The sequence below is a fragment of the Nocardioides sp. zg-DK7169 genome (assembly GCF_013155365.1).
In the GTDB taxonomy this organism is placed as follows: Bacteria; Actinomycetota; Actinomycetes; order Propionibacteriales; family Nocardioidaceae; genus Nocardioides.
In genome coordinates, this window is record NZ_JABJRA010000005.1 from 1 (window position 1) to 26,862 (window position 26,862).

General features: G+C 73.6%; 22 protein-coding genes and 2 tRNA genes. 13 read left to right on the top strand and 11 right to left on the bottom strand.

Translation table 11 applies throughout. From position 1 onward, the window contains the following. The first annotated feature begins 195 nt into the window (after nucleotides 1–195). Nucleotides 196–786: a hypothetical protein gene (locus HOQ23_RS08885; protein ID WP_172213914.1), complete on the top strand. Its 591-nt coding sequence runs from the start codon at nucleotides 196–198 to the stop codon at nucleotides 784–786. Nucleotides 787–920: 134 nt separating this feature from the next. Then, nucleotides 921–993, top strand: a tRNA-Lys gene (locus tag HOQ23_RS08890). A gap of 74 nt (nucleotides 994–1,067) precedes the next feature. Here HOQ23_RS08890 and HOQ23_RS08895 read toward each other — a convergent pair. Beyond that, entirely contained in the window at nucleotides 1,068–1,400 is a 333-nt protein-coding gene (locus tag HOQ23_RS08895; protein WP_172213916.1) for a hypothetical protein, read from the bottom strand. Between HOQ23_RS08895 and HOQ23_RS08900 the strand changes: the two genes are divergently transcribed. Together HOQ23_RS08900 and ppdK are read left to right on the top strand one after the other, a co-directional pair. Then, nucleotides 1,393–1,695 (top strand): hypothetical protein, encoded by a 303-nt coding sequence (locus tag HOQ23_RS08900; protein WP_172213918.1) that lies wholly within the window; start codon nucleotides 1,393–1,395, stop codon nucleotides 1,693–1,695. The genes HOQ23_RS08895 and HOQ23_RS08900 overlap by 8 nt on opposite strands. 73 nt (nucleotides 1,696–1,768) lie before the next feature. Further along, on the top strand, nucleotides 1,769–4,438 hold the full coding sequence (gene ppdK / locus HOQ23_RS08905) for a pyruvate, phosphate dikinase (RefSeq protein ID WP_172213920.1): 2,670 nt from the start codon (nucleotides 1,769–1,771) through the stop codon (nucleotides 4,436–4,438). Between the two features lie 266 nt (nucleotides 4,439–4,704). Here ppdK and HOQ23_RS08910 read toward each other — a convergent pair whose 3' ends face one another. Next, the gene (locus tag HOQ23_RS08910; protein ID WP_172213922.1) at nucleotides 4,705–5,655 is read right to left on the bottom strand and encodes a universal stress protein; all 951 of its coding nucleotides are present in this window, start codon (nucleotides 5,653–5,655) and stop codon (nucleotides 4,705–4,707) included. Nucleotides 5,656–5,770: 115 nt separating this feature from the next. Further along, entirely contained in the window at nucleotides 5,771–7,501 is a 1,731-nt protein-coding gene (locus HOQ23_RS08915; RefSeq protein ID WP_172213924.1) for a GAF domain-containing sensor histidine kinase, read from the bottom strand. A 160-nt stretch (nucleotides 7,502–7,661) separates the two neighbouring features. On the opposite strand from HOQ23_RS08915, the gene HOQ23_RS08920 reads away from it, so the two are divergent. After that, nucleotides 7,662–8,090, top strand: a complete 429-nt coding sequence (locus HOQ23_RS08920) for a pyridoxamine 5'-phosphate oxidase family protein (RefSeq protein WP_172213926.1) — start codon at nucleotides 7,662–7,664, stop codon at nucleotides 8,088–8,090. A 6-nt stretch (nucleotides 8,091–8,096) separates the two neighbouring features. On the opposite strand, the gene HOQ23_RS08925 is transcribed toward HOQ23_RS08920, so the two are convergent. Continuing rightward, nucleotides 8,097–8,747, bottom strand: a complete 651-nt coding sequence (locus HOQ23_RS08925; RefSeq protein ID WP_172213928.1) for a response regulator transcription factor — start codon at nucleotides 8,745–8,747, stop codon at nucleotides 8,097–8,099. Nucleotides 8,748–8,943: 196 nt separating this feature from the next. Between HOQ23_RS08925 and HOQ23_RS08930 the strand changes: the two genes are divergently transcribed. From HOQ23_RS08930 to cydD, 4 genes are all read left to right on the top strand, one after another. Then, entirely contained in the window at nucleotides 8,944–9,999 is a 1,056-nt protein-coding gene (locus tag HOQ23_RS08930) for an NAD(P)H nitroreductase (RefSeq protein ID WP_172213930.1), read from the top strand. A 147-nt stretch (nucleotides 10,000–10,146) separates the two neighbouring features. Then, nucleotides 10,147–11,595: a cytochrome ubiquinol oxidase subunit I gene (locus HOQ23_RS08935; RefSeq protein WP_172213932.1), complete on the top strand. Its 1,449-nt coding sequence runs from the start codon at nucleotides 10,147–10,149 to the stop codon at nucleotides 11,593–11,595. A gap of 31 nt (nucleotides 11,596–11,626) precedes the next feature. After that, entirely contained in the window at nucleotides 11,627–12,646 is a 1,020-nt protein-coding gene (gene cydB / locus HOQ23_RS08940) for a cytochrome d ubiquinol oxidase subunit II (RefSeq protein WP_172213934.1), read from the top strand. Nucleotides 12,647–12,718: 72 nt separating this feature from the next. Then, nucleotides 12,719–16,081 (top strand): thiol reductant ABC exporter subunit CydD, encoded by a 3,363-nt coding sequence (cydD, locus tag HOQ23_RS08945; protein ID WP_172213936.1) that lies wholly within the window; start codon nucleotides 12,719–12,721, stop codon nucleotides 16,079–16,081. Between the two features lie 22 nt (nucleotides 16,082–16,103). Here the strand turns inward: cydD and HOQ23_RS08950 are convergent, their stop codons facing one another. Continuing rightward, nucleotides 16,104–16,253: a hypothetical protein gene (locus HOQ23_RS08950; RefSeq protein ID WP_172213938.1), complete on the bottom strand. Its 150-nt coding sequence runs from the start codon at nucleotides 16,251–16,253 to the stop codon at nucleotides 16,104–16,106. 64 nt (nucleotides 16,254–16,317) lie between these two features. On the opposite strand from HOQ23_RS08950, the gene HOQ23_RS08955 reads away from it, so the two are divergent. Continuing rightward, a complete protein-coding gene (locus HOQ23_RS08955) occupies nucleotides 16,318–17,262 on the top strand; it encodes a universal stress protein (RefSeq protein ID WP_172213940.1) in 945 nt (314 codons plus the stop codon). A gap of 18 nt (nucleotides 17,263–17,280) precedes the next feature. Here the strand turns inward: HOQ23_RS08955 and HOQ23_RS08960 are convergent, their stop codons facing one another. Beyond that, nucleotides 17,281–18,348 (bottom strand): PP2C family protein-serine/threonine phosphatase, encoded by a 1,068-nt coding sequence (locus HOQ23_RS08960; protein ID WP_172213942.1) that lies wholly within the window; start codon nucleotides 18,346–18,348, stop codon nucleotides 17,281–17,283. 137 nt (nucleotides 18,349–18,485) lie between these two features. Here HOQ23_RS08960 and HOQ23_RS08965 point away from each other — a divergent pair, with 137 nt between their 5' ends. After that, nucleotides 18,486–19,652, top strand: coding sequence for an acyl-CoA dehydrogenase family protein (locus tag HOQ23_RS08965; protein ID WP_172213944.1), 1,167 nt, complete (start codon nucleotides 18,486–18,488; stop codon nucleotides 19,650–19,652). 56 nt (nucleotides 19,653–19,708) lie between these two features. Here HOQ23_RS08965 and HOQ23_RS08970 read toward each other — a convergent pair whose 3' ends face one another. Beyond that, nucleotides 19,709–21,988 carry a SpoIIE family protein phosphatase gene (locus HOQ23_RS08970; RefSeq protein ID WP_172213946.1) on the bottom strand — a complete coding sequence of 760 codons (2,280 nt, stop codon included), beginning with the start codon at nucleotides 21,986–21,988 and terminating at the stop codon, nucleotides 19,709–19,711. A 132-nt stretch (nucleotides 21,989–22,120) separates the two neighbouring features. Beyond that, nucleotides 22,121–22,654, bottom strand: a complete 534-nt coding sequence (locus tag HOQ23_RS08975) for a GNAT family N-acetyltransferase (protein ID WP_172213948.1) — start codon at nucleotides 22,652–22,654, stop codon at nucleotides 22,121–22,123. Nucleotides 22,655–22,719: 65 nt separating this feature from the next. Between HOQ23_RS08975 and HOQ23_RS08980 the strand changes: the two genes are divergently transcribed. Beyond that, nucleotides 22,720–23,376 carry a PaaI family thioesterase gene (locus HOQ23_RS08980; protein ID WP_172213950.1) on the top strand — a complete coding sequence of 219 codons (657 nt, stop codon included), beginning with the start codon at nucleotides 22,720–22,722 and terminating at the stop codon, nucleotides 23,374–23,376. Nucleotides 23,377–23,434: 58 nt separating this feature from the next. Here the strand turns inward: HOQ23_RS08980 and HOQ23_RS08985 are convergent, their stop codons facing one another. Continuing rightward, on the bottom strand, nucleotides 23,435–24,916 hold the full coding sequence (locus HOQ23_RS08985) for an NAD(P)/FAD-dependent oxidoreductase (RefSeq protein ID WP_172213951.1): 1,482 nt from the start codon (nucleotides 24,914–24,916) through the stop codon (nucleotides 23,435–23,437). 346 nt (nucleotides 24,917–25,262) lie between these two features. Between HOQ23_RS08985 and HOQ23_RS08990 the strand changes: the two genes are divergently transcribed. Then, nucleotides 25,263–26,150, top strand: a complete 888-nt coding sequence (locus HOQ23_RS08990; protein WP_367650452.1) for an ATP-binding protein — start codon at nucleotides 25,263–25,265, stop codon at nucleotides 26,148–26,150. A gap of 39 nt (nucleotides 26,151–26,189) precedes the next feature. On the opposite strand, the gene HOQ23_RS08995 is transcribed toward HOQ23_RS08990, so the two are convergent. Then, complete coding sequence (locus HOQ23_RS08995) at nucleotides 26,190–26,564, bottom strand: metallopeptidase family protein (protein WP_172213955.1); 375 nt, start codon at nucleotides 26,562–26,564, stop codon at nucleotides 26,190–26,192. Nucleotides 26,565–26,670: 106 nt separating this feature from the next. Beyond that, nucleotides 26,671–26,747: transfer RNA gene (locus tag HOQ23_RS09000), tRNA-Asp, on the bottom strand. Nucleotides 26,748–26,862 lie beyond the last annotated feature (115 nt).

Consider the following 26,862-nt stretch of genomic DNA (forward strand, 5'->3'; position numbering starts at 1 on the left):
CAACCGCCGGCGTCGCCAACGAGGCCTCGGCAAGCTCACCCCGGTCGAGTTTGAGATGATCTACGCGATCTCAGAAGCGGCCTGATCCCCGCAAACCCCGAGTGTCAACAAGACCGGGGGCAGTCCCCGGGAGGAGACCTCCACCAGCGACTCCGAGGCACAAAGCTGCTCTCATGACGGCCCGAGACCGCGCCGTTGGCCGTTGTTCTCAAGAGACGGCGTGTTCCATCGCAGATTTGGGCACCAGTCCTGCCCCTGCGGGCGTGCGCCACCCACGACGAGATCCTCATCCTGCGTCTCGCCGCCCACCACGGCGACACCGCACGCTGCAACGGCCTGACAGCCGCCATCCTGGCCGCCTACAGCAGCGGAGCCGCCGTCGCCGAAGTCCCCCACCTCAAGCTGACCGACGCCACCGAGACCCACCTCCACCTCCGCGGCGTGACCGCGGACAAGCCAGGTAACGCAGTCGCAGCACGCACCAACCCCCTCGACCCCTGGGCAGCCGAGGCGTTCCGCCTCTACCGAGAGGAAGGCTTCGGAGGCTCGGACCGATCACCGTTCTACTCCGGCTACCAGACCCTCGACAGCGACTCGGCCCGCGTCACCACATCGGCCCACCTCAAGAAGCTCATCCACCCCACCGGCCTCAGCACCACCGGCCTCACCCCCGAGAAGATCCGCGTCTGGTCGGCCATCCGCACCACCCACGACACCGCGACCTTCCTCGACGCCGCCACCTACTACGGAACGCCGTGGCAGGTCCTGCACCGCCGCCTGCGCTGACCCGACGCCGCAGCCTCGCCCCCCTGAACCACCACACCCACACTCCACTAGCCTGAGGGCCGGAGTGTGGGTTTTCCCTTCCCTTCTTCCCAGGGTTCTCCCCCGGAATTTGGCGAGAGTTTTCCCCATACCCCGGGCCCCTAGCTCAATTGGCAGAGCAGGAGACTTTTAATCTCTTGGTTGTGGGTTCGAGTCCCACGGGGCCTACCGAAGACTCGCGCGCCTCACGCGGGTGCGACCACCCGCCCTGTCGGCGTCGCCGCCTAGCATCGAGCCATGCGTCAGCGCTTGGTTCCCCTGCTCCTCCCCGCTCTCCTGACCGGCACCCTGGCAGCCGCCCTGGTCGGCTGCGGGTCCGACTCCGAGGACCAGGCGCCCACGGTCCCGGTCAGCGACAGCGCGACGGCGACGCCGACGAGCCCCGCCCCGGGCACGCCCTCGGTGAGCCCCAGCGAGAGCGCGAGCACGAGCACCTCGGCGTCCGCGTCCGCGAGCCCGTCCCAGCCCTCCGCGCCGTCCTCGCCGAGCGCGAGCGCGCCGGCCTCCACGCCCGCGACCACCGCACCGGTGGCCACCCCGACGGCTCCCGCCGCGCAGCCCCCGGCGGTGGACACCGACCTCCGCGTGGCGGTCACGGCGTACCACGTCGCCTTCACCACCGGCGACGCTCCGACGGCGTTCGAGCTGCTCAGCGAGCGGTGCAAGGACAGCGTCGACATGGGCGCCTTCGGCGAGGAGTCGCTCGCGCTGGCCGACAGGCACGGGACCACCCCCCGCCTCACGTCGTACGACGCGGACAGCGGGAGCGACCGGGCCAGCGTCACGGCGAGCTTCCGGAGCCCGCGGATCGCGCTGCGCGCGGAGCCCTGGGTGCGCGAGCTGGGCGCCTGGCACCGCGACGTCTGCTGAGCCTTGCCACCCGGATTGTCCACGTAGTGCGAGATCGGCGCATGGGGACGTCCTCAGCGGTCAAGATGACCCGGTGACCGTCTATGTCTACGACTTCGCGCAGGGAAACAAGGACCAGAAGGACCTTCTGGGAGGCAAAGGAGCCAACCTCGCCGAGATGACCAACCTGGGGCTACCCGTGCCACCAGGTTTCACCATCTCCACCGACGCCTGCCGCGCCTACCTGACCGCTGGCACGGAGCCGACCGAGCTCGCCGAGCAGGTGACCGCCCGGCTGACCGCGCTCGAGGACACGATGGGTCGACGCCTCGGCGACGCCGCCGACCCGCTGCTGGTCTCGGTGCGCTCGGGCGCGAAGTTCTCCATGCCCGGGATGATGGAGACCGTCCTCAACATCGGCCTCAACGACGAGTCCGTCCACGGCCTCGCGCGGCTCAGCGGCGACGAGCGGTTCGCCCTCGACTCCTACCGCCGCCTGCTGTCGATGTTCGGCGGCACCGTCCTGCACATCGACTCCGAGCACTTCTCCCGTGCCCTCGACGCCGCCAAGTCGGCCAAGGGCACCACCGCCGACCTCGACCTCGACGCCGGCGACCTCCGCGCCCTCGTGGAGACCTTCAAGCAGATCATCCGCGACGAGGCCGGCCGCGAGTTCCCGCAGGACGCCCGCGAGCAGCTCGACCTCGCGGTCCGCGCGGTCTTCAACTCCTGGAACACCGACCGCGCCCGCCTCTACCGCCGCCGCGAGCGGATCCCCGAGGACCTCGGCACCGCCGTCAACGTGCAGGCCATGGTGTTCGGCAACTTCGGCATGGACTCCGGCTCCGGCGTCGCCTTCACCCGCGACCCCGCGTCCGGCAACCAGGGCGTCTACGGCGACTACCTGCAGAACGCCCAGGGCGAGGACGTCGTCGCGGGCATCCGCAACACCGTCTCGCTCGCCGACTTCGAGAAGCTCGACAAGACGTCGTACGACGACCTGATCGCGATCATGGCGCAGCTGGAGAACCACTACCGCGACATGTGCGACATCGAGTTCACCGTCGAGCGCGGCAAGCTGTGGATGCTGCAGACCCGCGTCGGCAAGCGCACCCCCGGCGCAGCGTTCCGCATCTCGCGCCACATGCGCGACGAGGGCCTCATCGAGGCCGACGAGCAGCTGTCCCGCGTGACCGGCCCGCAGCTGGCCAGCCTGATGTTCCCCCGCTTCGACGCCACCGCGGACAAGACCCTCATCGCGACCGGCATGAACGCCTCCCCCGGCGCCGCGGTCGGCAAGGTCGTCTTCGACTCCCCCACCGCGGTCGCGTGGGTCGAGCGCGGCGAGGACGTCATCCTGGTCCGCAAGGAGACCAACCCCTCCGACCTCGCCGGCATGGTCGCCGCCCAGGGCATCCTGACCAGCCGCGGCGGCAAGACCAGCCACGCCGCCGTCGTCGCCCGCGGCATGGGCCGCACCTGCGTGTGCGGCGCCGAGGCGCTCGACGTCGACGTGGAGGCCAAGGTCGTCCGGGTGCGCGGCGGCGGCGAGCTGCGCGAGGGTGACGTCATCTCCATCGACGGCGCGACCGGCGAGGTCTTCGCCGGCGCGGTGCCGGTCTCCCCCTCCGACGTGGTGCGCTACTTCGAGGGTGAGGACGTCGACGCCGACGTCGTGCTGGCCGTCGACGAGGTCATGGCCCACGCCGACTCCCGGCGCCGCATGAAGGTGCGCGCCAACGCCGACACCGCCGAGGACGCCGCCCGCGCCCGCCGCTTCGGCGCCGAGGGCATCGGCCTGTGCCGCACCGAGCACATGTTCCTCGGTGACCGCCGCGAGCTCGTCGAGCACCTGATCGTGGCCGAGGACGCCGCCGGGCAGGAGGCCGCTCTCGACGCGCTGCTGCCGCTCCAGCGCGCGGACTTCGCCGGCATCCTCGAGGCGATGGACGGCCTGCCGGTCACCATCCGCCTCATCGACCCGCCGCTGCACGAGTTCCTCCCCGACTACACCGAGCTGTCGGTCAAGGTGGCGCTCGCCGAGGCCGCCGGCGGAGCCGACGAGCACGACGTACGACTGCTCGACCACGTACGCCGCCTGCACGAGCAGAACCCGATGCTCGGCCTGCGCGGCGTCCGGCTCGGCATCCAGATCCCCGGCCTGTTCGTGATGCAGGCGCGGGCGATCCTGGAGGCCGCCGCCGACCGCATCGAGGCCGGCGGCACCCCGCTGCCCGAGATCATGGTCCCGCTGGTCGCCAGCGTGCGCGAGCTCGACGTCGTCAAGCGCGACATCCTCGCGGTCGCCGAGGAGGTGCAGGCCTCCCGCGGCGTCGAGATCGACGTCAAGGTCGGCACCATGATCGAGCTGCCGCGCGCGGCGTTCCTCGCCGACCGGATCGCGGCGTCGGCGGAGTTCTTCTCCTTCGGCACCAACGACCTGACCCAGATGGCGTGGGGCTTCTCGCGCGACGACGTCGAGTCGGCGTTCTTCTCGAAGTACTTCGAGCACGGCATCTTCGACGTCTCGCCGTTCGAGTCGCTCGACCAGCGCGGCGTCGGCGGCATGGTCGAGATGGGGACCCAGAAGGGCCGCGCCACCAAGCCCGACCTCAAGGTCGGCGTGTGCGGCGAGCACGGCGGCGACCCGGTCTCGATCCACTTCTTCGAGACCGTCGGCCTGGACTACGTGTCCTGCTCGCCGTTCCGGGTCCCGGTCGCCCGCCTCGAGGCCGCGCGCGCGGTCCTCGGCACCGACGCCTGACCCGTCCTGCACCGCTCGCGCGCCCCCGGCCACCGGCCGGGGGCGCGTCGGCGTTCTCGCGCCGCCACGAGCGCCGACTCGGTGCGCCATTCGGGCCGACTCGCGCAACCATTCGGGCCGACTCGGCGTGGGGGGGGAACAACGGCGGCCCGGGCGGGGGGCCTCCCTCAAGGCTGCGGTGGGAGCGTGCTCGACCACCGCTCCCCGCACGCGGGCCGCCGTACCTCCTCCCGAGGCTCCCTCAAGCCCAGGAGAAGGAGTCTGTCTCAGCGCAGGATCTGGCCGTCCTCCTCGAGCACCAGCCCCGGCACCAGGTCCTCCTCGGGACCGTCCGGGACCACCTCGACCGGCGCCGCGGAGTAGCGCAGCATCGCCCGGGGCACGCTGCCGAGCGACCGCGGGCGGGTCGCGTCACGTGGGTGGCGCACCACCACGACGGCGTCGGCGCGGGCGCTGTGCCGCACCAGGACGTCCACGGCGGTGCCGTGGTCGACGTTCATCTCGACCTCGACGTCGGGGTACTCCGCGCGCCACGGGGTCAGCAGCGAGGTGAGCATCCGCAGGCCCTCCGCGCGCCACTCCTCGGGCCGCACCCGCCGGGCGATCAGGTCGGTGTAGGCGTCGGGCATCCGCCAGGCGTGCACCACGACCAGCGTGGCGCCGCGCTCGCGGGCGAGCTTGAAGGCCCGCGCCAGGAGGTACGGCGAGGTGGCCGCGCGCTTGATGCCGAGCAGCACCCGGCCGTGCGCGGCGGAGCCGTCCCAGCTGTCGGGGACCACGACGACCGTGCTCTCCGCGCGAGCGGCGACCGAGGTGGTGGTGGCGCCGGCGGCCATCCGCTCGACACCGCTGCGGGTCTCGCGGCCCAGGACCAGCAGGCGGGCCCCGGAGGCGCCCTTCAGCAGCCCCGTGACCCGCGACCCGGTCTCGTGCTCGGTCTCGAGGGGCAGCACGCTCTGGCGGTCCAGCGCCTCGCGGGTGGCCGCCTCCAGGACCTCACGGGCGGTGGTCTGGAGATCCTCCAGGGTCAGCGGCAGCGGCGCCATCGGCACGTACCACGGGCTCACGTGGACCAGGCGCAGCACCGCGCCGCCGCGGACCGCCTCGTCCGCGGCGTACCGGATCGCGCCGGAGCTGCGGGCGGTGCCGTCGACGCCGACCGCGACGAGGTTCCTCGTGGCGTCCTGGCGGGCCTCGGAGCGCTGCTCGGCGACCATCGCTGCTCCTGTGCTGGTGGCGGGCTGGACACGTGAATCCTCACGGGGCCGGCGCGGCCGGGCACAGGGCCCAACGTCCCGGGTGCGCCGGGACGGGGGACCCGTCACAGGCCGTTCAGCGACTGCTCGGCACGACCCAGGTCAGCGTGGTGCCCTCGCCCGGCGCGCTGCGCACCTCACAGCGCCCGCCGAGCTCCTCGGCACGGCGGCGCATGTTGCCCAGGCCGCTCTCGCGCACGTCGGGCGGCAGCCCCCGGCCGTCGTCGGCGACCCGCAGGACGATCTCGGCGCCCGCGGTCAGGCTCACGTCCACCCCGCGCGCCTCCGCGTGGCGGCTGGCGTTGGACAGCGCCTCGCCGAGCACCGCCAGCAGGTGCGGCGCGACGTTCTCGGAGACCAGGGTGCGCACCGGTCCGGCGAAGCGCAGTACGGGGCGGAACTTCAAGGTGCCGGCCGCGCGGTCGACCATCCGGGTGACCTCGGCCTGGATGTCGGACGCGTGCTCCATCGCCCCGAGGGCGAAGATCGAGCGGCGGATGTCCTTGATGGTGGCGTCGAGCTCGTCGACGCTGCCCTCCAGGCGCTGCGCCACCTCGGCGTCGTCGGAGGTGCGGGCGGTGCTCTGCAGGGTCAACCCGATCGCGAAGAGCCGCTGGATGACCAGGTCGTGCAGGTCGCGGGCGATCCGGTCGCGGTCCTCGAACAGCGCCAGGCGCTGCTGGTCGGAGTGGGCGCGGGCGACCTGGAGCGCGAGCGCGGCGTGCTCGGCGAAGCTGGCCGGCAGCTGCGGGTCGATCTCGTGGTGCAGGGCGGCGTTCTCGGGGGTCCAGGCCAGGCCGAGGGCGCCCTCCACCCCGTCCGGGGTGCGCAGCGGGACGATGACCGCCGGGCCCTGGCCGCCGTCCTCGAGGGAGAGCCGGTCCAAGGAGAGCGCCGTCCCCGAGCGCACCACGGTGCGGGTGTGCTCGGCGGCCGCCGAGGCGCGGGTGCCGGGCACGGAGCCGCCGGTGCGCGCCACCACCTGCAGCACCAGGTCGTCCTCCTCCCCGGAGCCGGTGACGATCCAGGCCAGGTCGGCCTCCGCGACCTCCCGGGCCCGGTCGGCGACCGCCTGCAGGGCGTCCAGCCCGTGCACCGACCCGGCGAGCAGGCCGGTGATCTCGGCGGTGGCGGCGAGCCAGCGCTCCCGCCGCGCGGCTTCCTCGTAGAGCCGGGCGTTCTCGATCGCGACGCCAGCGGCGGCCGCCAGCGCGACGACGATCTCCTCGTCGGACTCGGTGAAGTCCCCGCCGCCGGCCTTCTCGGTCAGGTAGAGGTTGCCGAACACCTTGTCGCGGATCCGCACCGGCACCCCGAGCAGCGAGTGCATCGGCGGGTGGTGGGGCGGGAAGCCGTACGACGCGGGGTGCGCGGCGATGTCGTGCAGGCGCAGCGGCTCGGGGCGGTCGATGATCAGGCCGAGCAGCCCGTGGCCGTCCGGCAGCGCCCCGATCTCCTTGACCAACGTCTCGTCCATCCCGTGGTGGATGAAGGTCCGCAGCCGCTTGTCGGGGCCGCTGCCGAGCACGCCCAGGGCGGCGTACCGGGCGTCGACGAGGCGGCTGGCGACCTCCACGATCCGGGTGAGGACACCGTCGAGGCTGAGGTCGGCGGCCATCGCCACCACGGCGTCGAGCAGCAGCCGCAGCCGGGCCTGCTCGTCGAGCACTCCCCCGACCCGGCTGAGGACCTCGCGCAGGAGGTCGTCGAACGGTGCGTCGCCGAGCGCGGCCGCGGGAGCGGACCCCGGGTCCGGGGTCGGCTCCTGCGCGTACGGGTCCTCGGGCGGGCCCTCGCTCTGCGCCATCGGCGTGTCCTCCTCGGCAGGTCCCGGGGCGACACGGTCGGTGGGGCTCCGGTCGGCCCCGGCCGGATGGTCGAGGTTAGCAACGCTGCGAGGTCTCGGGCACCCGACGACCGGGCGCGGGGCACCATGGCCTGCAGAGGGTCCGACGATCGGAGGAAGCATGGACACGACACACGACGACGTCTTGCGGTGGGGCACCGGCCCGCTCGTCGAGCTCGGCGAGGCGGAGTGCTGGGAGCTGCTGACCTCCCGCGAGCTCGGCCGGATCGCCTGGTCGGGCCCCCACGGGCCCTCGATCCGCCCGGTGAACCACACGGTCAGCGACGGGGTGCTGTGGCTGCGCACCACGGCGTACTCCGCGCTCGCGCAGCAGATCGACGACAGCCCGGTCGCCTACGAGGCCGACGACCTCGACGACCGCACCCGGGCGGGCTGGAGCGTCGTCGTCGAGGGCACGGCGCGGCTGGTCTACCCGGGCCGCGAGGGCCCGAACCCCCCGGACCTGCAGACGTGGCCGACCGGTCCGCGCCCGGTGTGGGTCGAGGTGGTGCCGCGCTCGATCACCGGACGCCGGCTGGTGTCGGGCTGAGCCGGCTCAGTGTCGGTGCTTGGTGGCGTAGATCGCGGCCTGGGTGCGGCTGTCGAGGCCGAGCTTGGCCAGCAGCGAGGAGACGTAGTTCTTGATCGTCTTCTCGGCCAGGAACATGTGCTCGGCGATCTGACGGTTGGTCATCCCCTCGGCGATCAGGTCGAGGATCTTCTGCTCCTGGCTGGTGAGGCGCTCCAGGTTGGAGTCGCGCGGCGGACCGCTGCGCAGCCGCTCCAGCACCTGCGCGGTCACGGCGGGGTCGAGCATGGACTGGCCGTCGGCGACCCGGCGGACCGTGTCGATGAGGTCGTTGCCGCGCACCTGCTTGAGCAGGTAGCCGGCGGCGCCGGCCATGATCGCGGCGAACAGGGCCTCGTCGTCGTCGTAGGAGGTGAGGATCAGCGCGTGGATCGAGGGGTCCAGCGAGCGGACCTCGCGGCACACGTCGATGCCGGAGCCGTCGGGCAGCCGGCCGTCCAGGATCGCGACGTCGGGACGCAGCGCGGGGATGCGAGCGGCCGCCTCCTTGGCCAGCCCGGACTCGCCGACCACCTCGACGTCACCCTCGCTCTCGAGGAGGTCCTTGATCCCGCGCCGCACGATCTCGTGGTCGTCGAGCAGGAAGACGCGGATCGGCGCGGTGCGTGGCTCTGCCATGCGCCGAACCTACCGGCTTCCCGACCCGCCCGCCCAGCCTCGTCGGACACCGCCCGGCGGATGGTCCCGGGCCCCCGGGACCATCGGCCCTGTGGCGCACGGCTCGGACCCCGCACGCTGGGTGGCAGTGGGGCGGCGACGACGCACGGGACCGATCCCGCGGATCCGGACGCCAGCCGCACGTGAGGAGCGCACCATGGGCACCCTGGCCGACATCGGTCGCGCCACCTCCCCTGCCCACCTCCCCTCGGCGCCGGACCCGCACTCGGTCCTGACCGGAGACCCCTGCGACATCGTCGTGCTGGCCTGCCGCGCCCCGAGCGTCCACAACACCCAGCCGTGGCGCTGGCGCGTCGAGGACACCACGCTCGAGCTGTACGCCGACCGATCGCGCGCCCTCGCCGCCGCCGATCCGTCCGGTCGCAACCTCGCGCTGAGCTGCGGCGCCGCGCTGCACCACGCCCAGGTCGCCGCCCGCGCGCTGGGCTGGGTCCCCGACGTGACCCGTCTCCCCGACCCCGCACAGCCGGACCTGCTGGCCCGGATCCGGCTGCGCCGTGGCGAGGCCGCCCAGGCCGATCGGACCGCCCGGGCCGACCACAGCGACCCCGCCGGCGACCTCCAGGCGATCCGCGAGCGGCGCACCGACCGCCGCCGGTTCACCTCGTGGCCGGTGCCCCCGGAGCGCCTGGACCACCTGGCGAGCGAGGCCCGCGAGCACGGCGGTCCCGGGGAGCCGGTGGTCGACGCCGCCGCCCGGTTCCGCCTCGAGCTGCTGATCGGGCGCGCGATGAGCGCCCAGGAGGGCGACGACGGCCTCCTCGCCGAGCAGCGCGCGTGGATCGACCACAGCCGCGACGACGGGATCCCGTCGGCCTCGGTGCCCGAGGTCGGCCTCGGCGCGCTGCGCCGCCACCGCTTCGCCCAGGGCGGCATCGGCTCCGCCCGCGAGCCGGTCGAGGCCTCCGACGGCGTCCTGGTGCTCGGCGGCCCCGACGACACCACGGGGTCCTGGCTGCGCACCGGCGAGGGCCTCAGCGCGCTGTGGCTCCTCGCGACCCGCACCGGCCTGGCGGTGGTCCCGCTCAGCCAGGTGGTGGAGGTCGACGAGACCCGGCACGCCCTGCAGCACGACGTGCTCGGCGACCGGATGGTGCCGCACCTCGTGGTGCGGGTCGGCTGGCTGGAGATCTCCCGCAGCACCCACCACGCCACGCCGCGGCGTCCGCTCGACGACGTGCTGCTGCCCTGAGCCGCGTCGTACGACACGACAAGGGGCCGGGGCGACAGCGCCGAGGACGAAGGTCCCGCGCACACGGGACAGCGGACCGTGGGGCTTGCGGGCGGCGATTCCTACTGTCGGGTACGACCCAACAGCCCTCCCTGCACAGGAGCACCCGTGGACCCGCTCGACATCGCGAGATGGCAGTTCGCCATCACGACGGTCTACCACTTCCTCTTCGTCCCGATCACGATCGGACTCTCGGCGATGGTCGCCGGCTACGAGACCGCGTGGTTGCGCACCCGCAACCCGATGTACCTGCGGCTGGCGAAGTTCTTCGGCAAGCTCTTCCTGATCAACTTCGCCATCGGTGTCGTGACCGGCATCGTGCAGGAGTTCCAGTTCGGGATGAACTGGTCGGACTACTCCCGCTTCGTCGGTGACGTCTTCGGGGCGCCGCTCGCCATCGAGGGCCTGCTGGCGTTCTTCCTCGAGTCGACCTTCCTGGGCCTGTGGATCTTCGGCTGGGACCGGCTGCCGGCCAAGCTGCACGCCGCCTGCATGTGGATCGTGCACCTCGGCACCCTGTTCTCGGCCTACTTCATCCTCGCCGCGAACTCCTGGATGCAGCACCCGGTCGGCTACGCGTTCAACCCCGACACCGGACGCGCGGAGATGAACGACTTCGCCGCGGTGCTGCTCAACAAGGTCCAGCTGGTTACCTTCCCGCACGTCATCCTGGCCGCGTACATGACCGCCGCCGCGCTGGTCGGCGCCGTCGCCTTCTGGCACCTGCGCAAGCACCGCGACGGCTCTCCCGACGCCACCATGTGGCGCAAGTCCCTGCGCACGGCCGCGGTCGTGGTGCTGGTCAGCGGCGCCGGCGTGGTCGGCGTCGGCGACATCCAGGGCAAGATCATGACCGACGTCCAGCCGATGAAGATGGCGGCCGCGGAGGCGCTCTACGAGACGGAGCAGCCAGCGGCGTTCTCGGTCTTCACCGTCGGCACCCCGGACGGCAAGGAGGAGAAGTTCTCCGTCACCGTCCCGAACCTGCTGTCCTTCCTGGCCACCGGCACCTGGGACGGCGAGGTCAAGGGCATCGACGAGCTGCGCGAGCAGTACCAGGAGACCTACGGGCAGGACCCCGGGTCGACGTACTACTCCGCCGGCGACTACACGCCCAACATCCCCGTCACCTACTGGACCTTCCGGTTCATGATGGGCCTCGGCTTCGCCGCGATGGTCGTCGCCGCCTGGGTGCTCTGGGCGACCCGACGCGGCCGGATCCCCCAGAGCCGGCTGCTCTACACCGCGATGATGCTCTTGCCGTTCATGCCCCTCTTCGCGAACTCGACCGGCTGGATCTTCACCGAGATGGGCCGCCAGCCGTGGGCCGTCTTCGGGCTGATGACCACCCAGTCGGCCGTCTCCCCCGGTGTCACCGCCGGCGAGGTGCTCACCTCGCTGATCGCCTTCACCCTCGTGTACGGCGTCCTCGCGGTGGTCGAGGTCAAGCTCCTGCTCGCGGCCATCCGCAAGGGCCCCGAGGACATCAGTGAGGACGACCTGCCGCGCGTGCGGACCAAGGACGACGACGACAAGCCGTTCGCGTTCGCCTACTGAGCCTCGAGAGCACGAAGAGAGAACAAGAGACATGGAACTCACCACCGTCTGGTTCGCGCTCATCGCGATCCTGTGGATGGGCTACTTCGCCCTCGAGGGCTTCGACTTCGGCGTCGGCATGCTGCTGCCGGTGCTGGGTCGCTCCGAGCGCGAGCGCCGCGTCCTGATCAACACCATCGGCCCGGTCTGGGACGGCAACGAGGTCTGGCTGCTGGTCGCCGGCGGCGCGACGTTCGCCGCCTTCCCGGAGTGGTACGCGACGCTGTTCAGCGGCTTCTACCTGCCGCTGCTGCTGATCCTGCTGGCCCTGATCGTGCGCGGCGTGGCCTTCGAGTACCGGCACAAGAAGGACGACCTGACCTGGCGCAAGCGCTGGGACGCCGTGATCATCGTCGGCTCGTTCGCGCCGGCACTGCTGTGGGGCGTGGCCTTCGCCAACATCCTGCGCGGTGTCCCGATCGACGCCGACCTGGAGTACGTCGGCGGCTTCTTCAACCTGCTCAACCCCTACGCCCTGCTGGGCGGTGCGATGACGCTGCTGCTGTTCCTGACCCACGGGGCGATGTTCATCGCGCTCAAGACCGACGGCCCGATCCGGTACGCCGCGCGCGGCCTGGCGGTCCGCTTCGGCCTGGCCGCCGCCGTGGTCACCGTGGCGTTCCTCGTCTGGACCCAGGCGCAGACCGGCACCGCCACCTCGGCCGTCGCGTTCGGCGTCGCCGCCCTCGCGCTGGTCGTCGGGCTGCTCTCGGTCCAGGCCGGGCGCGAGGGCTGGGGCTTCCTCGGCACCTTCGTCGCGATCGCCCTCGGGGTCGCCGGGCTGTTCCTGGCGCTGTTCCCCGACGTGATGCCGACCTCGCTGGTCGACGGCACCAGCCTGACCACCACCAACGCCGCGGCGACCACCTACACGCTGAAGATCATGACCTGGGTGGCCGTGATCTTCACGCCGCTGGTGCTGATGTACCAGGGCTGGACCTACTGGGTCTTCCGCAAGCGGATCGCCGTGCACCACATCCCCGAGGCCGAGCTCGCGGCCGCCCGCGACTGAGCCGCACCGCACGCCGCGCACCACCAGCCGCACCGCCAGCCCCGTCCGCCACCGCCCCGACCGGAGCACCCGATGAAGCCCACCGACCCGCGCCTGCGCGTCCACCTCGCCCCCGCACGGCTCCCGCTGGCCGGGGTGCTCGCCGCCGGCCTCGTCGGGGCGGTGCTCATCATCGGGCAGGCGTGGGCGGTGACCGGGCTGGTGGTGGCGGCCGTGCGCGGGGAGGCGCTCGGCGCGTGGGCGCTCGCGGTGGCGGGGGTCTTCGTGGCCCGGGCGCTGTGCTCGTGGGTCGGCGACCTCGCGGCGGCCCGGGCCGCCTCCGTGGTGGGCACCCACCTGCGCCGCGAGGTGACCGGGGCGCTGCTGCGGCGGCGTACCTCCGAGCCGGGCGACGCGGTGCTGCTCACCCGCGGCATCAGCGCCGCCGAGCCGTACCTCACCCGCTACCTCCCCGCGGTCGTGCTGGCGGGGGTGCTGCCGGCCCTGACGGTGGTCGTCATCGCCGCCCAGGACTGGCTCAGCGCCCTCATCGTCGTGCTCACCCTGCCGCTCGTGCCGGTCTTCGGCGCCCTGGTCGGGGTGGCCACCCGCGACAAGGCCGAGAAGCAGTGGCGCGCGATGTCCTCGCTGTCGGGCCACTTCCTCGACGTGGTGCGCGGGCTGCCCACGCTGGTGGCCTACCGCCGGGCCCGGGTCCAGTCCGACACCATCGCGCGCACCACCGACCGCTACCGGCGCGCCAGCGCCGCGACCCTGCGCATCGCCTTCGCCTCCTCGGCGATCCTCGAGCTGGTCGCCACCCTCTCCGTCGCCCTGGTCGCGGTCACCGTGGGCGTCCGGCTGGCCCACGACGGCCTCCCGCTGGAGACCGCGCTGCTCGTGCTGCTGCTCGCCCCGGAGGCGTACTGGCCGCTGCGGCGGGTGGGCGCGGAGTTCCACGCCGCCGCCGAGGGCGTCGCGACCTTCGAGCAGGTCCACGACCTGCTGGAGTCCGCCCCCGAGGAGGACGCGGGCACGCCCGCCCCGGCCCGCGGCGACCTGGTGCTGAGCGGCCTCACCGTCCTCCACCCCGGCCGCACCGTCCCGGCCCTCGACCACGTCGACGCCCGCATCCCGGACCGCGGTGTCACCGTGCTGGTCGGGCCCTCGGGCTGCGGCAAGTCCACCCTGCTCGGCGCCGTCGTCGGGCTGGTGCCGGCCACCGCCGGCACCGTCCGGGTCGGGGACCGCGCGGTCGGCGGGACCGCCTGGCGCAGCCAGGTCGCCTGGGTCCCCCAGCGCCCCGTCTTCGTCGCGGGCTCGATCGCGGACAACCTGCGCGCCGCGCGCCCCGACGCGTCGTACGACGAGCTGTGGGAGGCGCTGCGCCGGGTCGCCCTGGAGGAGCGCGTCCGCGCCCTGCCCACCGGGCTGGAGAGCCCGCTGGGCGAGGACGGCGCCAGCCTCTCCGCCGGTGAGCGGGCCCGTCTCGCGCTCGCCCGCGTCGTGCTGGCCGACCGGCCCTGGGTGCTGCTCGACGAGCCGACCGCCCACCTCGACGAGCTGACCGAGGGCGTCATCGCCGACACCATCGTCGAGCTGGCCCGGGACCGGGCCGTCGTGGTCGTGGCCCACCGACCCGCCCTGGTCGCGCTGGCCGACCACGTCGTCACGCTGCCCGCCCCCGCCCGGCCCCGCCCCGTCGACACCGTGCCGGCCGCCCTGCCCGCCGGGGGCGCCCCCGCCCTGCCCGACGAGCCGGACGGAACGGGCGACGACGCCACCGACCGGCCCTCGCGGCTCGGCCTCGGCGCCTCGACCGCGGTCGGCGCCCTGGCCTCGCTGTCCGGCGTCGCCCTGACCGCGACCGCCGGCTGGCTGATCGTGCAGGCCTCCACCCACCCGCCGGTGCTCACCTTGATGATGGCCGTGGTCGGGGTGCGGGCCTTCGGCCTGGCCCGTCCGGTGCTGCGCTACGTCGAGCGCCTGCACTCCCACGACGTCGCGCTGCGGATGCTCGCGCGGCGCCGGGTGGAGGTGTACGACGCGCTCGTCCCGCTCGTGCCCGGGCGCCTGGGCAAGCGCCGCGGCGACCTGCTCGCCTCCGTGGTCGACGACGTCGACTCCGTCGTCGACGACGCGCTGCGGGTGAAGCTGCCGGTGCGCTCCTTCGTGCTGGTCGCCCTCGGCGCCACCGTCGTGGCCGGCCTGATCCTCCCGGTCGCGGGCGGGATCGTGCTGGCCACCTGCCTCACCGCGGGCGTCGCCGCCTGGGTGCTCGCCCGCCTCGGCGCCCGCACCGCAGAGCGGACCACCGTCGCCCAGCGCGCCGCACTCTCCGAGGCGGCCGTCGAGATCGCCCAGGTCGCCCCCGAGCTGGTGATGTGGCAGGCCGAGGACCGCGCGGTCGGCCGGGTCCGGACGCTGAGCGACCGCCTCGGCCGCGCCACCCTGGGTGCCGGCGCCTGGCTGGGCGCCGCCCGCGCCGCCGTCCTCGTCACCTGCGGGATCGGCGTCGCGGCGATGGCCTGGCGCGGCGCCCCGGCGTACGCCGCCGGCGAGGTGTCGGCCCCGGTGCTCGCGCTGCTGATCCTGGTGCCGCTCGCGCTGGCCGACTCGATCGTGCCGGTCGCCGAGGCCGGCGCGCTCTCGGCACGCACCCGCGCCGCCACCGAGCGGCTGACCGCCCTCGAGCGCACGCCCCCCGCGGTGCGCGTGACGCTGCGCGACCCGCTCCCCCGCGGCCACGACGTGGCGGTGCGCGGCGTCCGCGCCGGCTGGGGCAACGACCCCGCCGTCGAGCGCCCCACGGACCACTGGCCCCTCGACGGGCTCGACCTCGACATCGCCCCCGGCGAGCGGATCGGCGTGGTCGGCCCGTCCGGCTCCGGCAAGAGCACCCTGGCGGCCCTGCTGCTGCGCTTCCTCGACCCGGTCGAGGGCACCGTCGCGCTCGGCGGGACCCCGATGACCCGCCTGGACCCCGACGACGTCCACCGCGTGGTCGGGCTGGTCGACGACGACCCCCACGTCTTCTCCTCCACCCTCGTGGAGAACGTCCGCTTCGCCCGGCCCGGCGCCAGCGACGCCGAGGTCGAGCGGGCGCTGCGCCGGGCACGGCTCGGCGACTGGCTGGACTCCCTGCCCGAGGGCCTCGACACCTGGATCGGCACCGGCCACGCCCAGGTCTCCGGCGGCGAGCGGGCCCGGATCGCGATCGCCCGGTCCCTGCTGGCCGACCACCCGGTGCTGGTGCTCGACGAGCCGACCGCGCACCTCGACCACGCGACCGCGACCGACCTGGCCGCCGAGCTGCTGAGCGGGCCCCGCACCCGCAGCCTGGTGTGGATCACCCACGACGACGTCGGCCTGGACCTGCTCGACCACCGCGTCGACCTCGAGGACCCGTCGGGGTTCCGGGCCCCGCGTCGTACCAGCCGGGCGCCGGGGTTCTGAGCAGGCGCCCGGCCGGACGGGCTCAGAGCACCCGGCGGAAGTCCAGCTCGCGCAGCGGGTCCCAGCCGGCGCCGAGCTGGCGCCCGGTCAGCCGGGTCCAGCGCACCCGCAGGTGGTGCGGGCGCGGTCCCGCCGCCCACGGGCGCGGCGGCCAGACCCGGGCAAGGTCCAAGGTCCCAGGGCGACTGGGCCGTCGGCCCGTGGACACCTCGGGGAGCGACGGGGAGTATCGGGCCATGGAGAACACGACGCAGTTCGACCTCGACGAGATCCCGCACGGCAGCGTGGTCGTCGCCTTCGACGGCTCGGAGAACGCCCAGGGCGCCCTGCAGTGGGCGGCCGCGCAGGCGAGGTCGGAGAACCGCCGTCTGGTGGTCCTCCAGGCCGTGGAGCCGATGGGGGCCAACACCCGCACGATGCTCGTGAGCACCGGGATCCACCCCGAGACGCTCCAGGACCAGATCATCGGCGAGGCCAACGAGCAGGTCGCGAAGGCCACCGAGGAGGTCCTCAAGGCCGACCCTGGGCTGGAGATCATCCGGGTGGTCCGGGTGGCCGACCCCCGCGACCTGGCCCTGGCCGCCGGCGAGCGTGCGGACGTGCTGGTGCTCGGCTCACGCGGGCGAGGCCCGATGCGCTCGCTGTTCCTCGGCTCGACCAGCGTCGCGGTCGCCCGTCACGCGACCTGCCCCGTCGTGGTGGTGCGTCCGGACAAGCGCCCGGCCGGCACCCGCCAGGGCGTGCTGGTGGGCGCCGACGGCACCGAGCAGTCGCTGCCCGCCCTCGAGCGGGCCTACCGCGAGGCCTCGGCCCGAGGCCTGCCGGTCACGGTGATGCACGCCTTCTGGGACCTCGTCGCCGCCGGCACCGCGGCCCACCTGGTGCCGCAGGAGAAGGGGCAGGAGGAGACCGAGCAGCTCCAGGTCCTGCTCGCGGAGTCGGTCGCCGGGTTCGGGGAGAAGTACCCCGACGTGGAGGTCCACCTCCAGCTGGCCCGCGGTCTCGTCGAGGAGGCGCTGTCCACCGGCGCCCGCGAGGCCGACCTGGTCGTCGTCGGACGCCACCACAACGGCCCGCTGCGCGCGATCCTGCGCGGCTCGGTGTCCACCGCCGTGCTGGAGCACGCCCAGTGCCCCGTCATGGTCGTGCCCTCCGAGAAGGACCAGCCGAACACCGCCTGAGGCGGGCCGACGAGGTGCTCAGCGACCCGCGCGGACCCCCGCGCGGGTCAGGTCCTCGGCCAGCACCAGCGCCACGTCGTCGGCCACCCGACCGCCCACGTGCGCGCGCAGGTGGGCGACCAGCCCGTCCAGTGCCGCCGGCAACGGACGCTTGGCGAGCAGGTTGGCCTCGCCCTCGAGGCTGAAGAACTCGCCGTCCTCGTCGCGGGCCTCGACCAGGCCGTCGGTGTAGAGCAGCAGCCGTCCGCCGGGACGCCACGGGTGGACGACCAGCTCGGGGTCCGGGAACAGGCCCAGCGGCGGGGTCGGCTCGCCGGTGTCGAGCACCCGGGCGCCGTCTGAGTCGAGCAGCATCGGCGGGTGGTGCCCGCAGTTGGCCAGCGCGACGGTGCCGTCGTCGCGGAACTCCGCGAAGACCGCCGTCACGAACTCCTCGTCGTCGATCAGGCGGGAGATCACGTCGTCGACCTGGCGGGCGAGCACCGCCGGGTCGGGGGCGGTCGTCGCGGCCTGCCGGAAAGCGCCGAGCACCGAGGCGGCGGTCTGCACGGCCGGCAGCCCCTTGCCGCGCACGTCGCCGACGATCACGCGCACGCCGAACGGCGTCGCGGCGATCTCGTAGAGGTCTCCGCCGATCGAGGCCTCCTCGGAGGCCGAGACGTAGCGGACCGCCAGCCCGAGCCGGCCGATCCGGTCCGGGGAGGCGCGCAGCACCGCGCGCTGCGCGGCATCGGCGATGACCGTCAGCCGGCGCAGCCGCGCCTCGCGCCGTTCCCGCGTCTCTGCCGACGCCACGGCCAGCGCGCCGAGAACCACGCAGATCAGGATGCGGATGGCGTACTCGGGCGGGCCGTACTCCTCCACGAACCCACCTGCGACGAGCGCCGCCAGCAGCGCGAACACCGCGACCCCCGCCGTACGACGGGCCGTGGAGATCATCGCCGTGACGAGCGCCCCGATGCCGAAGCCGCCGGTGAGCCCCACCAGGGAGACCCGGTCGAGCACGGCCACGAGGAGCACCAGGCTGAGCCCCGCCCACACGCCCGGATCGCGGACCCAGGGGGCCGTGCCGGCGGAGGGGTTCATGGTGCAACGATCCCAGAATCCGCCCGTCTGCCGCACATCCGCACCGGCCTCTTCGAGGGTGGCGAGCAGCACGCGCGCCCAGCCCTGACGCAAGATCGAGGTGACCCGCCCTCCCAGAGCCCAGGAGACCCAGCATCGTGAGCGCCCGCCGAGTCCTGCCCACCGACGAAGCAGCCGACCTGGTCCGGCTGGTCCGCCAGATCGCCGCCACCGAGCTCGCCCCGCGGGTCGCCGAGGCGGAGCGGACCGAGACCTTCCCGCGCGAGGTCTTCCGCCTGCTCGGACGCACCGGGCTGCTGGGCCTGCCCTACCCCGAGGAGCACGGCGGCGGGGGTCAGCCCTACGAGGTCTACCTGCAGGTGCTGGAGGAGATCGCCGCCGTCTGGGCGTCGGTGGGCGTCGGCGTCTCGGTCCACGCACTGTCCTGCTTCGGCCTGGCCACCCGCGGCACGCCCGAGCAGCAGGCCCGCTGGCTCCCCGACATGCTGGGCGGGGAGCTGCTCGGCGCCTACTGCCTCTCCGAGCCGCAGGCGGGCTCCGACCCGGCGGCGATGACCACCCGCGCGCGTCGCGACGGGGACGACTACGCCCTGGACGGGGCGAAGGCGTGGACCACCCACGGCGGGCACGCCGACTTCTACAAGGTGATGGCGCGCACCAGCGACGAGCGCCAGGGCATCAGCTGCTTCCTGGTCCCGGCCGACAGCCCCGGCCTGAGCGCCGACCGCCCCGAGGAGAAGATGGGCCTGACCGGCTCCGCGACCGCGACGATGCGCTTCGACGGCGTCCGGGTGCCCGTCGAGCGCCGCCTCGGTGAGGAGGGCGAGGGCCTGCGGATCGCGCTGGCCGGCCTGGACGCCGGCCGGCTGGGCATCGCGGCGGTGGCGACCGGCCTGGCCCAGGGCGCCCTCGACCACGCCGTGGCGTACGCCAAGGAGCGCGAGACCTTCGGACGCCGGATCATCGACCACCAGGGCCTGGGCTTCCTGCTCGCCGACATGGAGGCGGCCGTGCAGACGGCACGCGCCACCACGCTCCACGCCGCGCGGCTCAAGGACGCCGGCCGCCCGTTCTCGCGGGAGGCCTCCGTCGCCAAGCTCGTGGCCACCGACAACGCCATGAAGGTCACCACCGACGCCGTGCAGGTGCTCGGCGGCTATGGCTACACCCGGGACTTCCCGGTGGAGCGCTACATGCGCGAGGCCAAGGTCATGCAGATCTTCGAGGGCACCAACCAGATCCAGCGCCTCGTCATCGCCCGTGGCCTGGCCGGCCCGGACAGCGGCACCATCGAGCACGCCTGAGGCGGACCCGCCTGGGCCCTGCTCCCGCAGGCGGTCGCCGGGCGGGTGAGGCGCGGTCAGCCCTGGGGGCGGACGCGGACCGCGAGGATGGTGGTGTCGTCGTCGCGCTTGCCGGGGACTGCGGCCAGCAGGCGATCCGCCCAGCGCTCGAAGTCCTCGGGCCGCTCGCCGGGCGGGGCGATCGCGCCGAGCTGGGCCAGGGAGACGCCGAGGTTGACCCCGCGGCGCTCGATCAGGCCGTCGCTGTAGAGCAGCAGCGTCGCCCCGGGCGCGAGCTGGAGCTCGCTCTCGACGGCCGCGACCACGCCGAGGCCCAGGAGCGGGCGGCGCCCGACCTCGAGCTCGTGGGAGGCACCGCTGTCGACGAGGAACGGCGGCGGGTGGCCGGCCGCGGCGAGGGTGGCCGAGCCGCTCACCGGGTCGACGACCGCGATCAGCGCGGTGGCCACGGCGTGCTCGAAGAGACCGTCCATGAACCGGTCGGTGCGGTCGAGCGCGGAGGCCGGGGACTCCCCGGCGAACAGGTGGGCGCGCACCGCGGAGCGCACCTGGGTCATCGTGGTCGCCGCCGCGACGCCGTGCCCGGCGACGTCGCCGACCACGAACGCCACCCGACCGTCGTCGAGGGCGAAGGCGTCCCACCAGTCCCCGCCGAGCTGGAAGGTGGAGGCCGGCACGTAGCGGGCCAGCACCTCGAGCCCGTCGAACTGCGGCGCGGCCTGCGGGATCACGCTGCGCTGCAGCGACTCGGCGACGTCGATCTGCTCGCGGGCGTGCAGGAACAGAAGGCTGGCGAGGTGGCTGTCGAGGGCGACGGCCGCGTCGAGGTGCCACGGCTCCCAGGTCGCGCCGCGACCGCGGACGACCTGCTGCCACTTCTCGAAGGACTTGCGCGGGCTCAGGCGCACGTCGGGGTCCTCGGCGCGGGCGAGGAGCTTGTTGGTCGGGTCGCCGCCCCAGTCGACTACCCGGCGCAGCTCGGGGCGGAACCACGCCAACCAGCGGTCGGGCGCGGCGCCGATGACGAGCGCACCCGCCGCGACGTCCTCGACCTCGGCGAGGTCGGGGTCGAGCTCGGAGAGGCGGGAGACCGCCGCGGGCTTGTTGTCGCCGCGACGCAGCAGCTGCGCGACCCGTCGTACGACGTCCTCGTCGGGCACCGTGCCCAGCGTGCTGAGCACCCCGTCGAAGCACAGCGCGACGCCGGTGGCGCCCATCAGCGCCAGCAGGTCGGGGTCCTCGATCAGGGACTCCAGGGCGCGCGGGCCGCTCGCGGAGGTGCGGGCGGTGATCTCGGTGAGCAGCCGGCCGCTGGCCAGCCGGGCCTCGCGCAGGTCGGCGCGCTGCCGCTCGGCGATCAGCTGCGAGGCGGCCTGGCCGAGGAACTCCGAGGCGGCGCGGACGTCGTGCCCGGGGCGGTGCGGTCCGGAGTAGTGGTGGCAGGCGATCAGGCCCCACAGCTCGCCGTCGACCACCAGCGAGACCGACATGGAGGCGGTGACGCCCATGTTGCCGAGGTACTCCAGGTGGATCGGCGACACGCTGCGCAGCACCGAGTGCGACAGGTCCAGCGGCCGGCCGGTGCCCGGGTCGTGCACCGGGGACAGCGCCACCGGCAGGTAGCCGACGTCGGCGATCAGCCGGGTCCAGTTCACCGTGTAGAGGCGGCGCGCCTGGGCCGGGATGTCGGTCGAGGGGTAGTGCAGGCCGAGGAACGGGTTGAGGTCGGCGCGACGTTCCTCGGCGACCACCTCGCCGTTCCAGTCCTCGTCGAAGCGGTAGACCATCACCCGGTCGAAGCCGGTCAGGCCGGCGACCTCGGTGGCGAGCTGGGCGCTCAGGTCGAGCACGGTGCTGGTGCGGGCCAGGCGCTGCATCGCGCCGCGCGCGAGCCGGTAGGAGGGCATCGCGAGGGCCACCTCGAGCGCGGGCTCGACCTCCACGATGATCCGCTCGCCCGAGCGGTGCACGTTGACGTCGAGCTCGGCGCCCAGGGCACCGAAGCGCGCCGCCACGTCGTCGACCACGAGGCGCAGCGCCTCGCCGCCGGTCCGCTCGACGGAGTCGGCGATGGTGCGGGCCGCGCCCTCCCCCAGCACGTCGGCAAGCTCCGCGCCGAGCAGCCGGTCGAGGTCGAGACCGACCATCTCCTTGACGTTCTCCGAGGCCATCACGACGCGCAGGTCGGCGTCGACGGCCAGCAGCACGCCGTGGGGCTGGATCGCACCGGGGACGTGGATCGGCTCGCGCTCGCAGTTCGAGAGGGTGGCCGGCTCGTAGGCCGGGGTGTGGGCCTCGGCCCCTCCTCGGGGCGCGGGCGCGGCAGCTGCTGGCATGCCCACCTCCCAGATCCCGGCCGTCACGACGCGCAACAACACCCCACATCTTCGCAGCCGGGGCGGCGAATGGCCACCGGAGGCGCCCGGTGAGCCGCCGCCCCGGGCCGGCCGGCCGCGGCGGGCTCGCCGTCAGTCGCCGAGGTCGATCCAGTACCGGCGCTTGCCCTCGCGCACGTCCTCCAGGACCCCGCCGTTGCGCTCGATGGTCCGCCGCGAGGCCTCGTTGTCCTCGTCGCAGGTGACCAGGACCCGGTCCAGGCCGAGCCCGCGGGCCTCCTCGAGGGCAAGGGCCAGCGCCCGGCCCGCGTGACCCTCCCGGCGCCGGGTCGGACGCACGGAGTAGCCGATGTGGCCACCGAGCTCGTGCAGCCACGCGTTCAGCTCGTGGCGTACGGCGAGGTGGCCCACGACCTCCGGCTCGCCGTCGGGCCTGTCGTCGACGATCCAGAAGAAGCTGCACGGGACCCGGTCCTCGGGCAGCCGGGTCGCGGGGTCGGCCTGGGCGAGCAGGTGGGCGACGGCCCGCGCGCAGCCCTCCTCGGTGGTGTCGAGGTCCTCGAGGTCGCCGAGGCCGGAGCCGTCGATGTGCCCGCCCTCGAACTCGGCGACGGTGGCCGCCCAGGAGGCGCGGAGGGCGACGTCGGGGCGTACGAGCCTGGTCATGCGCCCATCCCACCAGATGCCCCAGCGGCCCCCGCGGGCCGGTGGCGGTCCTAGAGTGCGCGTTCGTGAACGGCTACGAGCACGACCACACCACCGCCGAGGAGCTGCAGGCCGAGGTCGACCTGTACTCGCCCTTCACGGCCGCGGTCCGCGACCTCGTCGACGCGAGCATCCGCTCCCTCGCGGGGCCCGAGGAGATCCGTGCCGCGCAGGCCGAGATCGAGGCGGTGACCGCCCGGCTGCGGGCCGAGCAGCTGCCCGGCTCGTACGGCGTGCGACTGCGCGACGACGGGACCGCCCGGTCGTGGGGCAACGCGGTGGTGGGGTTGCGCAACCCGATCGCTCCCCCGCTGCGCATCGAGTCCGACAGCGAGAAGGTCTGGTCCGACTTCCACCTCGGCGCCGCCTACGAGGGCCCGCCGACGCTGGTGCACGGCGGTGTCACCTCGCTGCTGCTCGACCAGCTCCTCGGGCACGCCGCGAGCGCCGCGGGGCGCCCGGGCATGACCGCGAGCCTGACCCTCAGCTACCGCCGGCCGACCCCGCTCGGCGACCTGCGCGCCGAGGCCTGGGTGGACCGCAGCGAGGGCCACAAGACCTGGGCGAAGGGCGTCCTGATCGGCCCCGAGGGCGTCACCGTGGAGGCCGAGGGCCTGTTCATCCTGCCCCGCTGGGCGCGTGAGCAGGTCGCCCCCGAGGACATCCCCGCGTCCTTCGAGTAGCCGCCCGCGGGCGGCCGCTCGCTGCGTGGCCCGGGTGGCCAGGTGACCCCGGTGGGGCTCAGTCGGCGACCCGGGTGCCGCGCTCGCGGGCGTCGGTGAGCCGGGCCTCCTCGGCCGCCTGCGCCTCGAGCTCGGAGCGCCGGGCCTGCTCGGCGGCGTCGCGCGCCGCGTCGTACGCCCCGGGCTCGGAGACCAGCTCGGTCGCGCCGCCCTTGAGCCGGCCGAGCGCGCTGCGCGCGAAGACCTGCTGCTCGGTGGTGGTGCGCTCGGAGCGGCCGCGGCCGATGAAGGAGACCGCCCAGCGCAGGACCGCGGTCACGCGGTTCTTGAAGCCGGTCAGGTAGAAGAGGTGCACGACCAGCCACATCAGCCAGGCGATGAGCCCGCTGAGGCGGGTGTTGCCCACCATCGCGACCGCCCGGAAGCGGCTGATGATGGCCATCGAGCCCTTGTCGAAGTACTTGAACGCGCCCTGCGAGGGCTTGTCCTTGAGCCGGTTGTCGATCTCCTTGGCCGCGAACTTCGCGCCCTGGACCGCCACCTGCGCGACGCCGGGCAGGTTGTCGAGGGCGATCATGTCGCCCACGACGAAGACCTCCGGGTGGCCCGGGAGGGTCAGGTCGGGGTTGACGCCGATCCGGCCGGCGCGGTCCAGCGGCGCGCCCGTCTGCTCGGCGAGAGTGCGGCCCAGCGGGCTGGCCTGCACGCCGGCGGCCCAGATCTTGGTGACGCTCTCGATCCGCTCGACGCGGCCGTCCTTGAACTTCATCTGCAGGCCGCGCTCGTCGACGTCGGTGACCATCGCGCCGAGGATGACCTCGACGCCGAGCTTGGTCAGCTCGCGCTCGGCCTTCTTGCCGAGCTTGCTGCCGAACGGCGGCAGCACCTGCGCCGCGGCGTCGACCAGCACCACGCGGGCCTGGTGGGTGTTGATGGCGCGGAAGTCGCGGCGCAGCGTGCGGTGCGCGAGCTCGGCGATCTGGCCGGCCATCTCGACACCGGTCGGGCCGGCGCCCACGACCACGAAGGTCAGCAGGTGGTCGACCGGCTCGCCGCGTCCCGCGGCCAGCTCGGCGAGCTCGAAGGCGCCGAAGATGCGTCCGCGCAGCTCGAGCGCGTCGTCGATGCTCTTCATGCCCGGCGCGAACTCGGCGAACTGGTCGTTGCCGAAGTAGGACTGCCCGGCCCCCGCGGCCACGATGAGGGAGTCGTACGGCGTCTCGGTCTCGCGCCCCAGGACGTGGGAGTGCACCACGCGGCGCTCGAGGTCGATGTCGGTCACCTCACCGAGGATCACCTGGGCGTTCTTCTGCCCGGATAGCACCTCACGGGTCGGCGGCGCGATCTCGCCCTCGGAGAGGATCCCGGTCGCCACCTGGTAGAGCAGCGGCTGGAAGAGGTGGTGCGTGGTCTTCGCGACGACCGTGACGTCGACGTCGGAGGTCCGCAGGGACTTGGCTCCGAAGAGACCCCCGAAGCCGGACCCGACGATCACCACGCGGTGCCGTGCGGTTGAGTCGCTCGCTGCCAGCGCTGCCATGAAGTGACCTTTCGTGCGGGGGACGGGCTCATTGTCCCGCTGCCCGGGACCCGGTCGACACCCCGGTGCCCCAACTCGTGAGTCTCGACACCGTGACCGCGTTCCGTCTCGCCCCAGGGCCCCGGGGTCCGGGCCGCGCTCGATTCGCGGGAGACTTTCGACTACTTTCAACGACATGTAGTTTGCGTCCGGACACGCAGGGGTAGACCGACGGGAGCCCCCCGCCCAGACGATCCCCGGCTTGTCCAGACCACGCGTCGTCCACCGCCCACCTCGGCCAGAAACATGGAGCGCCTCTGTGCCCTTGAACCGGCCCGCCCTCTCGCTGGGCATCGGCCCGCGAGGTGTGCAGGAAGCGCGCCGGTGGGTCTTGAGCACCTGCCACGACATCGGCCGTGACGACCTCGCCGAGTGCGCCGAGCTCGGCGTCTCCGAGCTGGTGACCAACGCGCTGCTGCACGGCACGCACCCGATCACGGTGCGGGTCCGCGGCACGGCGGAGCACCCGCGCGTCGAGATCCGCGACGGCTCCCGCGAGCGTCCGCAGCTGCCCACGGAGATCGACCCCGAGGACGACCTGCTGCTCACCTTCGGCCGCGGCCTGAGCATCGTCGCGCGCTGCGCGGACGCCTGGGGCGCGGTGATCGAGGAGGACGGCAAGATCGTCTGGTTCGCACCCGCGCGCGACTTCGCCGAGGACGAGGGCGTCCCGGGCGTGATCACCGGTGACGACGAGGAGCCGCCCGCCCCGCCGGAGGACCCGGTCGAGGTCGAGATCCGCGGCGTGCCACTCGCCGACTTCCAGACCTTCGAGCGGCACTTCCGCGAGCTCGGCCGAGAGGTGCGCCTGCTCGCGCTTGCCCACCAGTCCGACTACCCGCTGGCGCAGGACCTCAGCGACCTGTTCGGCGCCCTGGAACGTCAGCTGCGCGAGGGCGTCGGCCTCGAGCACCTCGAGGAGGCGACGGTCACCGGCACCGAGCTCGCCGACGTCCAGCTGGTCACCTCGCGCGCCAGCACGCGCACGATGGCGCGCTTCATCGAGAAGCTCGACCTCGCCGACGAGTTCTGCCGCCAGCAGCGGCTGCTCTCCCTGGCCCGCAGCCCCGAGCAGCGGGCCTTCCAGCGCTGGTACCTCGGCGAGTTCGTCCGTCAGGGCAACGGCGAGGCCCCGATGGCCTGGCAGGAGTTCGTCGACGAAGACGAGGACGAGCGGCGCTCGCAGGCCTCCTGACGGCCCCCTGCGCCAGCCCTGGCCGTCCCGGGCGCACCCTCAGGCGTAGCCGAGGTCGTGCAGGCGCTCGTCGCTGATCCCGAAGTGGTGCGCGACCTCGTGCACGACGGTGATCCGCACCTCCTCGACCAGCTCCTCCTCGGACTCGCAGAAGTCCAGCAGCGGGTTGCGGAAGATGAAGATGCGGTCCGGCAGGGTGGCGCCGTACATGCTGTCGCGCTCGGTGAGCGCCACGCCGTCGTAGAGCCCGAGCAGGTCCGCGGGCTCCCCCTCCGGGGGCTCGTCCTCGACCAGCACGACGACGTTGCGCACCAGGGCGGCGAGCTCGTCGGGAATCTGGTCGAGGGCTGCGTCCACGAGGGCGTCGAAGCGCTCGGGGTCGACGTGGAGACGGTCGGCGGCATCGGAGGGCACCCGCCCATTGTCCAGCCACCTGGTCACTCACCGGGTCGAGAGGGCCGACCTCACCGCGAAATGACGAAAGGCCCCGGCCCACTCTCGTGGACCGGGACCTTCGCACTGGCGACCCCGACGGGACTCGAACCCGCGGCCTCCGCCGTGACAGGGCGGCGCGCTAACCAACTGCGCTACGGGGCCTCGCTTTGCTCTCTCCCTCACTGGGCGAGCGATGGAACTCTAACCCATGGTCCGCGCGGACTCCCAATCGGGAGCCAACCCGCACCCACCCGGCCCTCGCGAGCCGGATGTTGAG

What these genes read in the sequence shown, in the direction of transcription:
- HOQ23_RS08910 (WP_172213922.1), bottom strand. Translation starts at nt 5,655, where the DNA reads ATGGTCGCCGAGCAGCGCTCCGAGGCCCGCCAGGACGCCACGAGGAAC.
- HOQ23_RS08915 (WP_172213924.1), bottom strand. Translation starts at nt 7,501, where the DNA reads ATGGCGCAGAGCGAGGGCCCGCCCGAGGACCCGTACGCGCAGGAGCCG.
- HOQ23_RS08920 (WP_172213926.1), top strand. Translation starts at nt 7,662, where the DNA reads ATGGACACGACACACGACGACGTCTTGCGGTGGGGCACCGGCCCGCTC.
- HOQ23_RS08925 (WP_172213928.1), bottom strand. Translation starts at nt 8,747, where the DNA reads ATGGCAGAGCCACGCACCGCGCCGATCCGCGTCTTCCTGCTCGACGAC.
- HOQ23_RS08930 (WP_172213930.1), top strand. Translation starts at nt 8,944, where the DNA reads ATGGGCACCCTGGCCGACATCGGTCGCGCCACCTCCCCTGCCCACCTC.
- cydB (WP_172213934.1), top strand. Translation starts at nt 11,627, where the DNA reads ATGGAACTCACCACCGTCTGGTTCGCGCTCATCGCGATCCTGTGGATG.
- cydD (WP_172213936.1), top strand. Translation starts at nt 12,719, where the DNA reads ATGAAGCCCACCGACCCGCGCCTGCGCGTCCACCTCGCCCCCGCACGG.
- HOQ23_RS08955 (WP_172213940.1), top strand. Translation starts at nt 16,318, where the DNA reads ATGGAGAACACGACGCAGTTCGACCTCGACGAGATCCCGCACGGCAGC.
- HOQ23_RS08960 (WP_172213942.1), bottom strand. Translation starts at nt 18,348, where the DNA reads ATGAACCCCTCCGCCGGCACGGCCCCCTGGGTCCGCGATCCGGGCGTG.
- HOQ23_RS08970 (WP_172213946.1), bottom strand. Translation starts at nt 21,988, where the DNA reads ATGCCAGCAGCTGCCGCGCCCGCGCCCCGAGGAGGGGCCGAGGCCCAC.
- HOQ23_RS08975 (WP_172213948.1), bottom strand. Translation starts at nt 22,654, where the DNA reads ATGACCAGGCTCGTACGCCCCGACGTCGCCCTCCGCGCCTCCTGGGCG.
- HOQ23_RS08985 (WP_172213951.1), bottom strand. Translation starts at nt 24,916, where the DNA reads ATGGCAGCGCTGGCAGCGAGCGACTCAACCGCACGGCACCGCGTGGTG.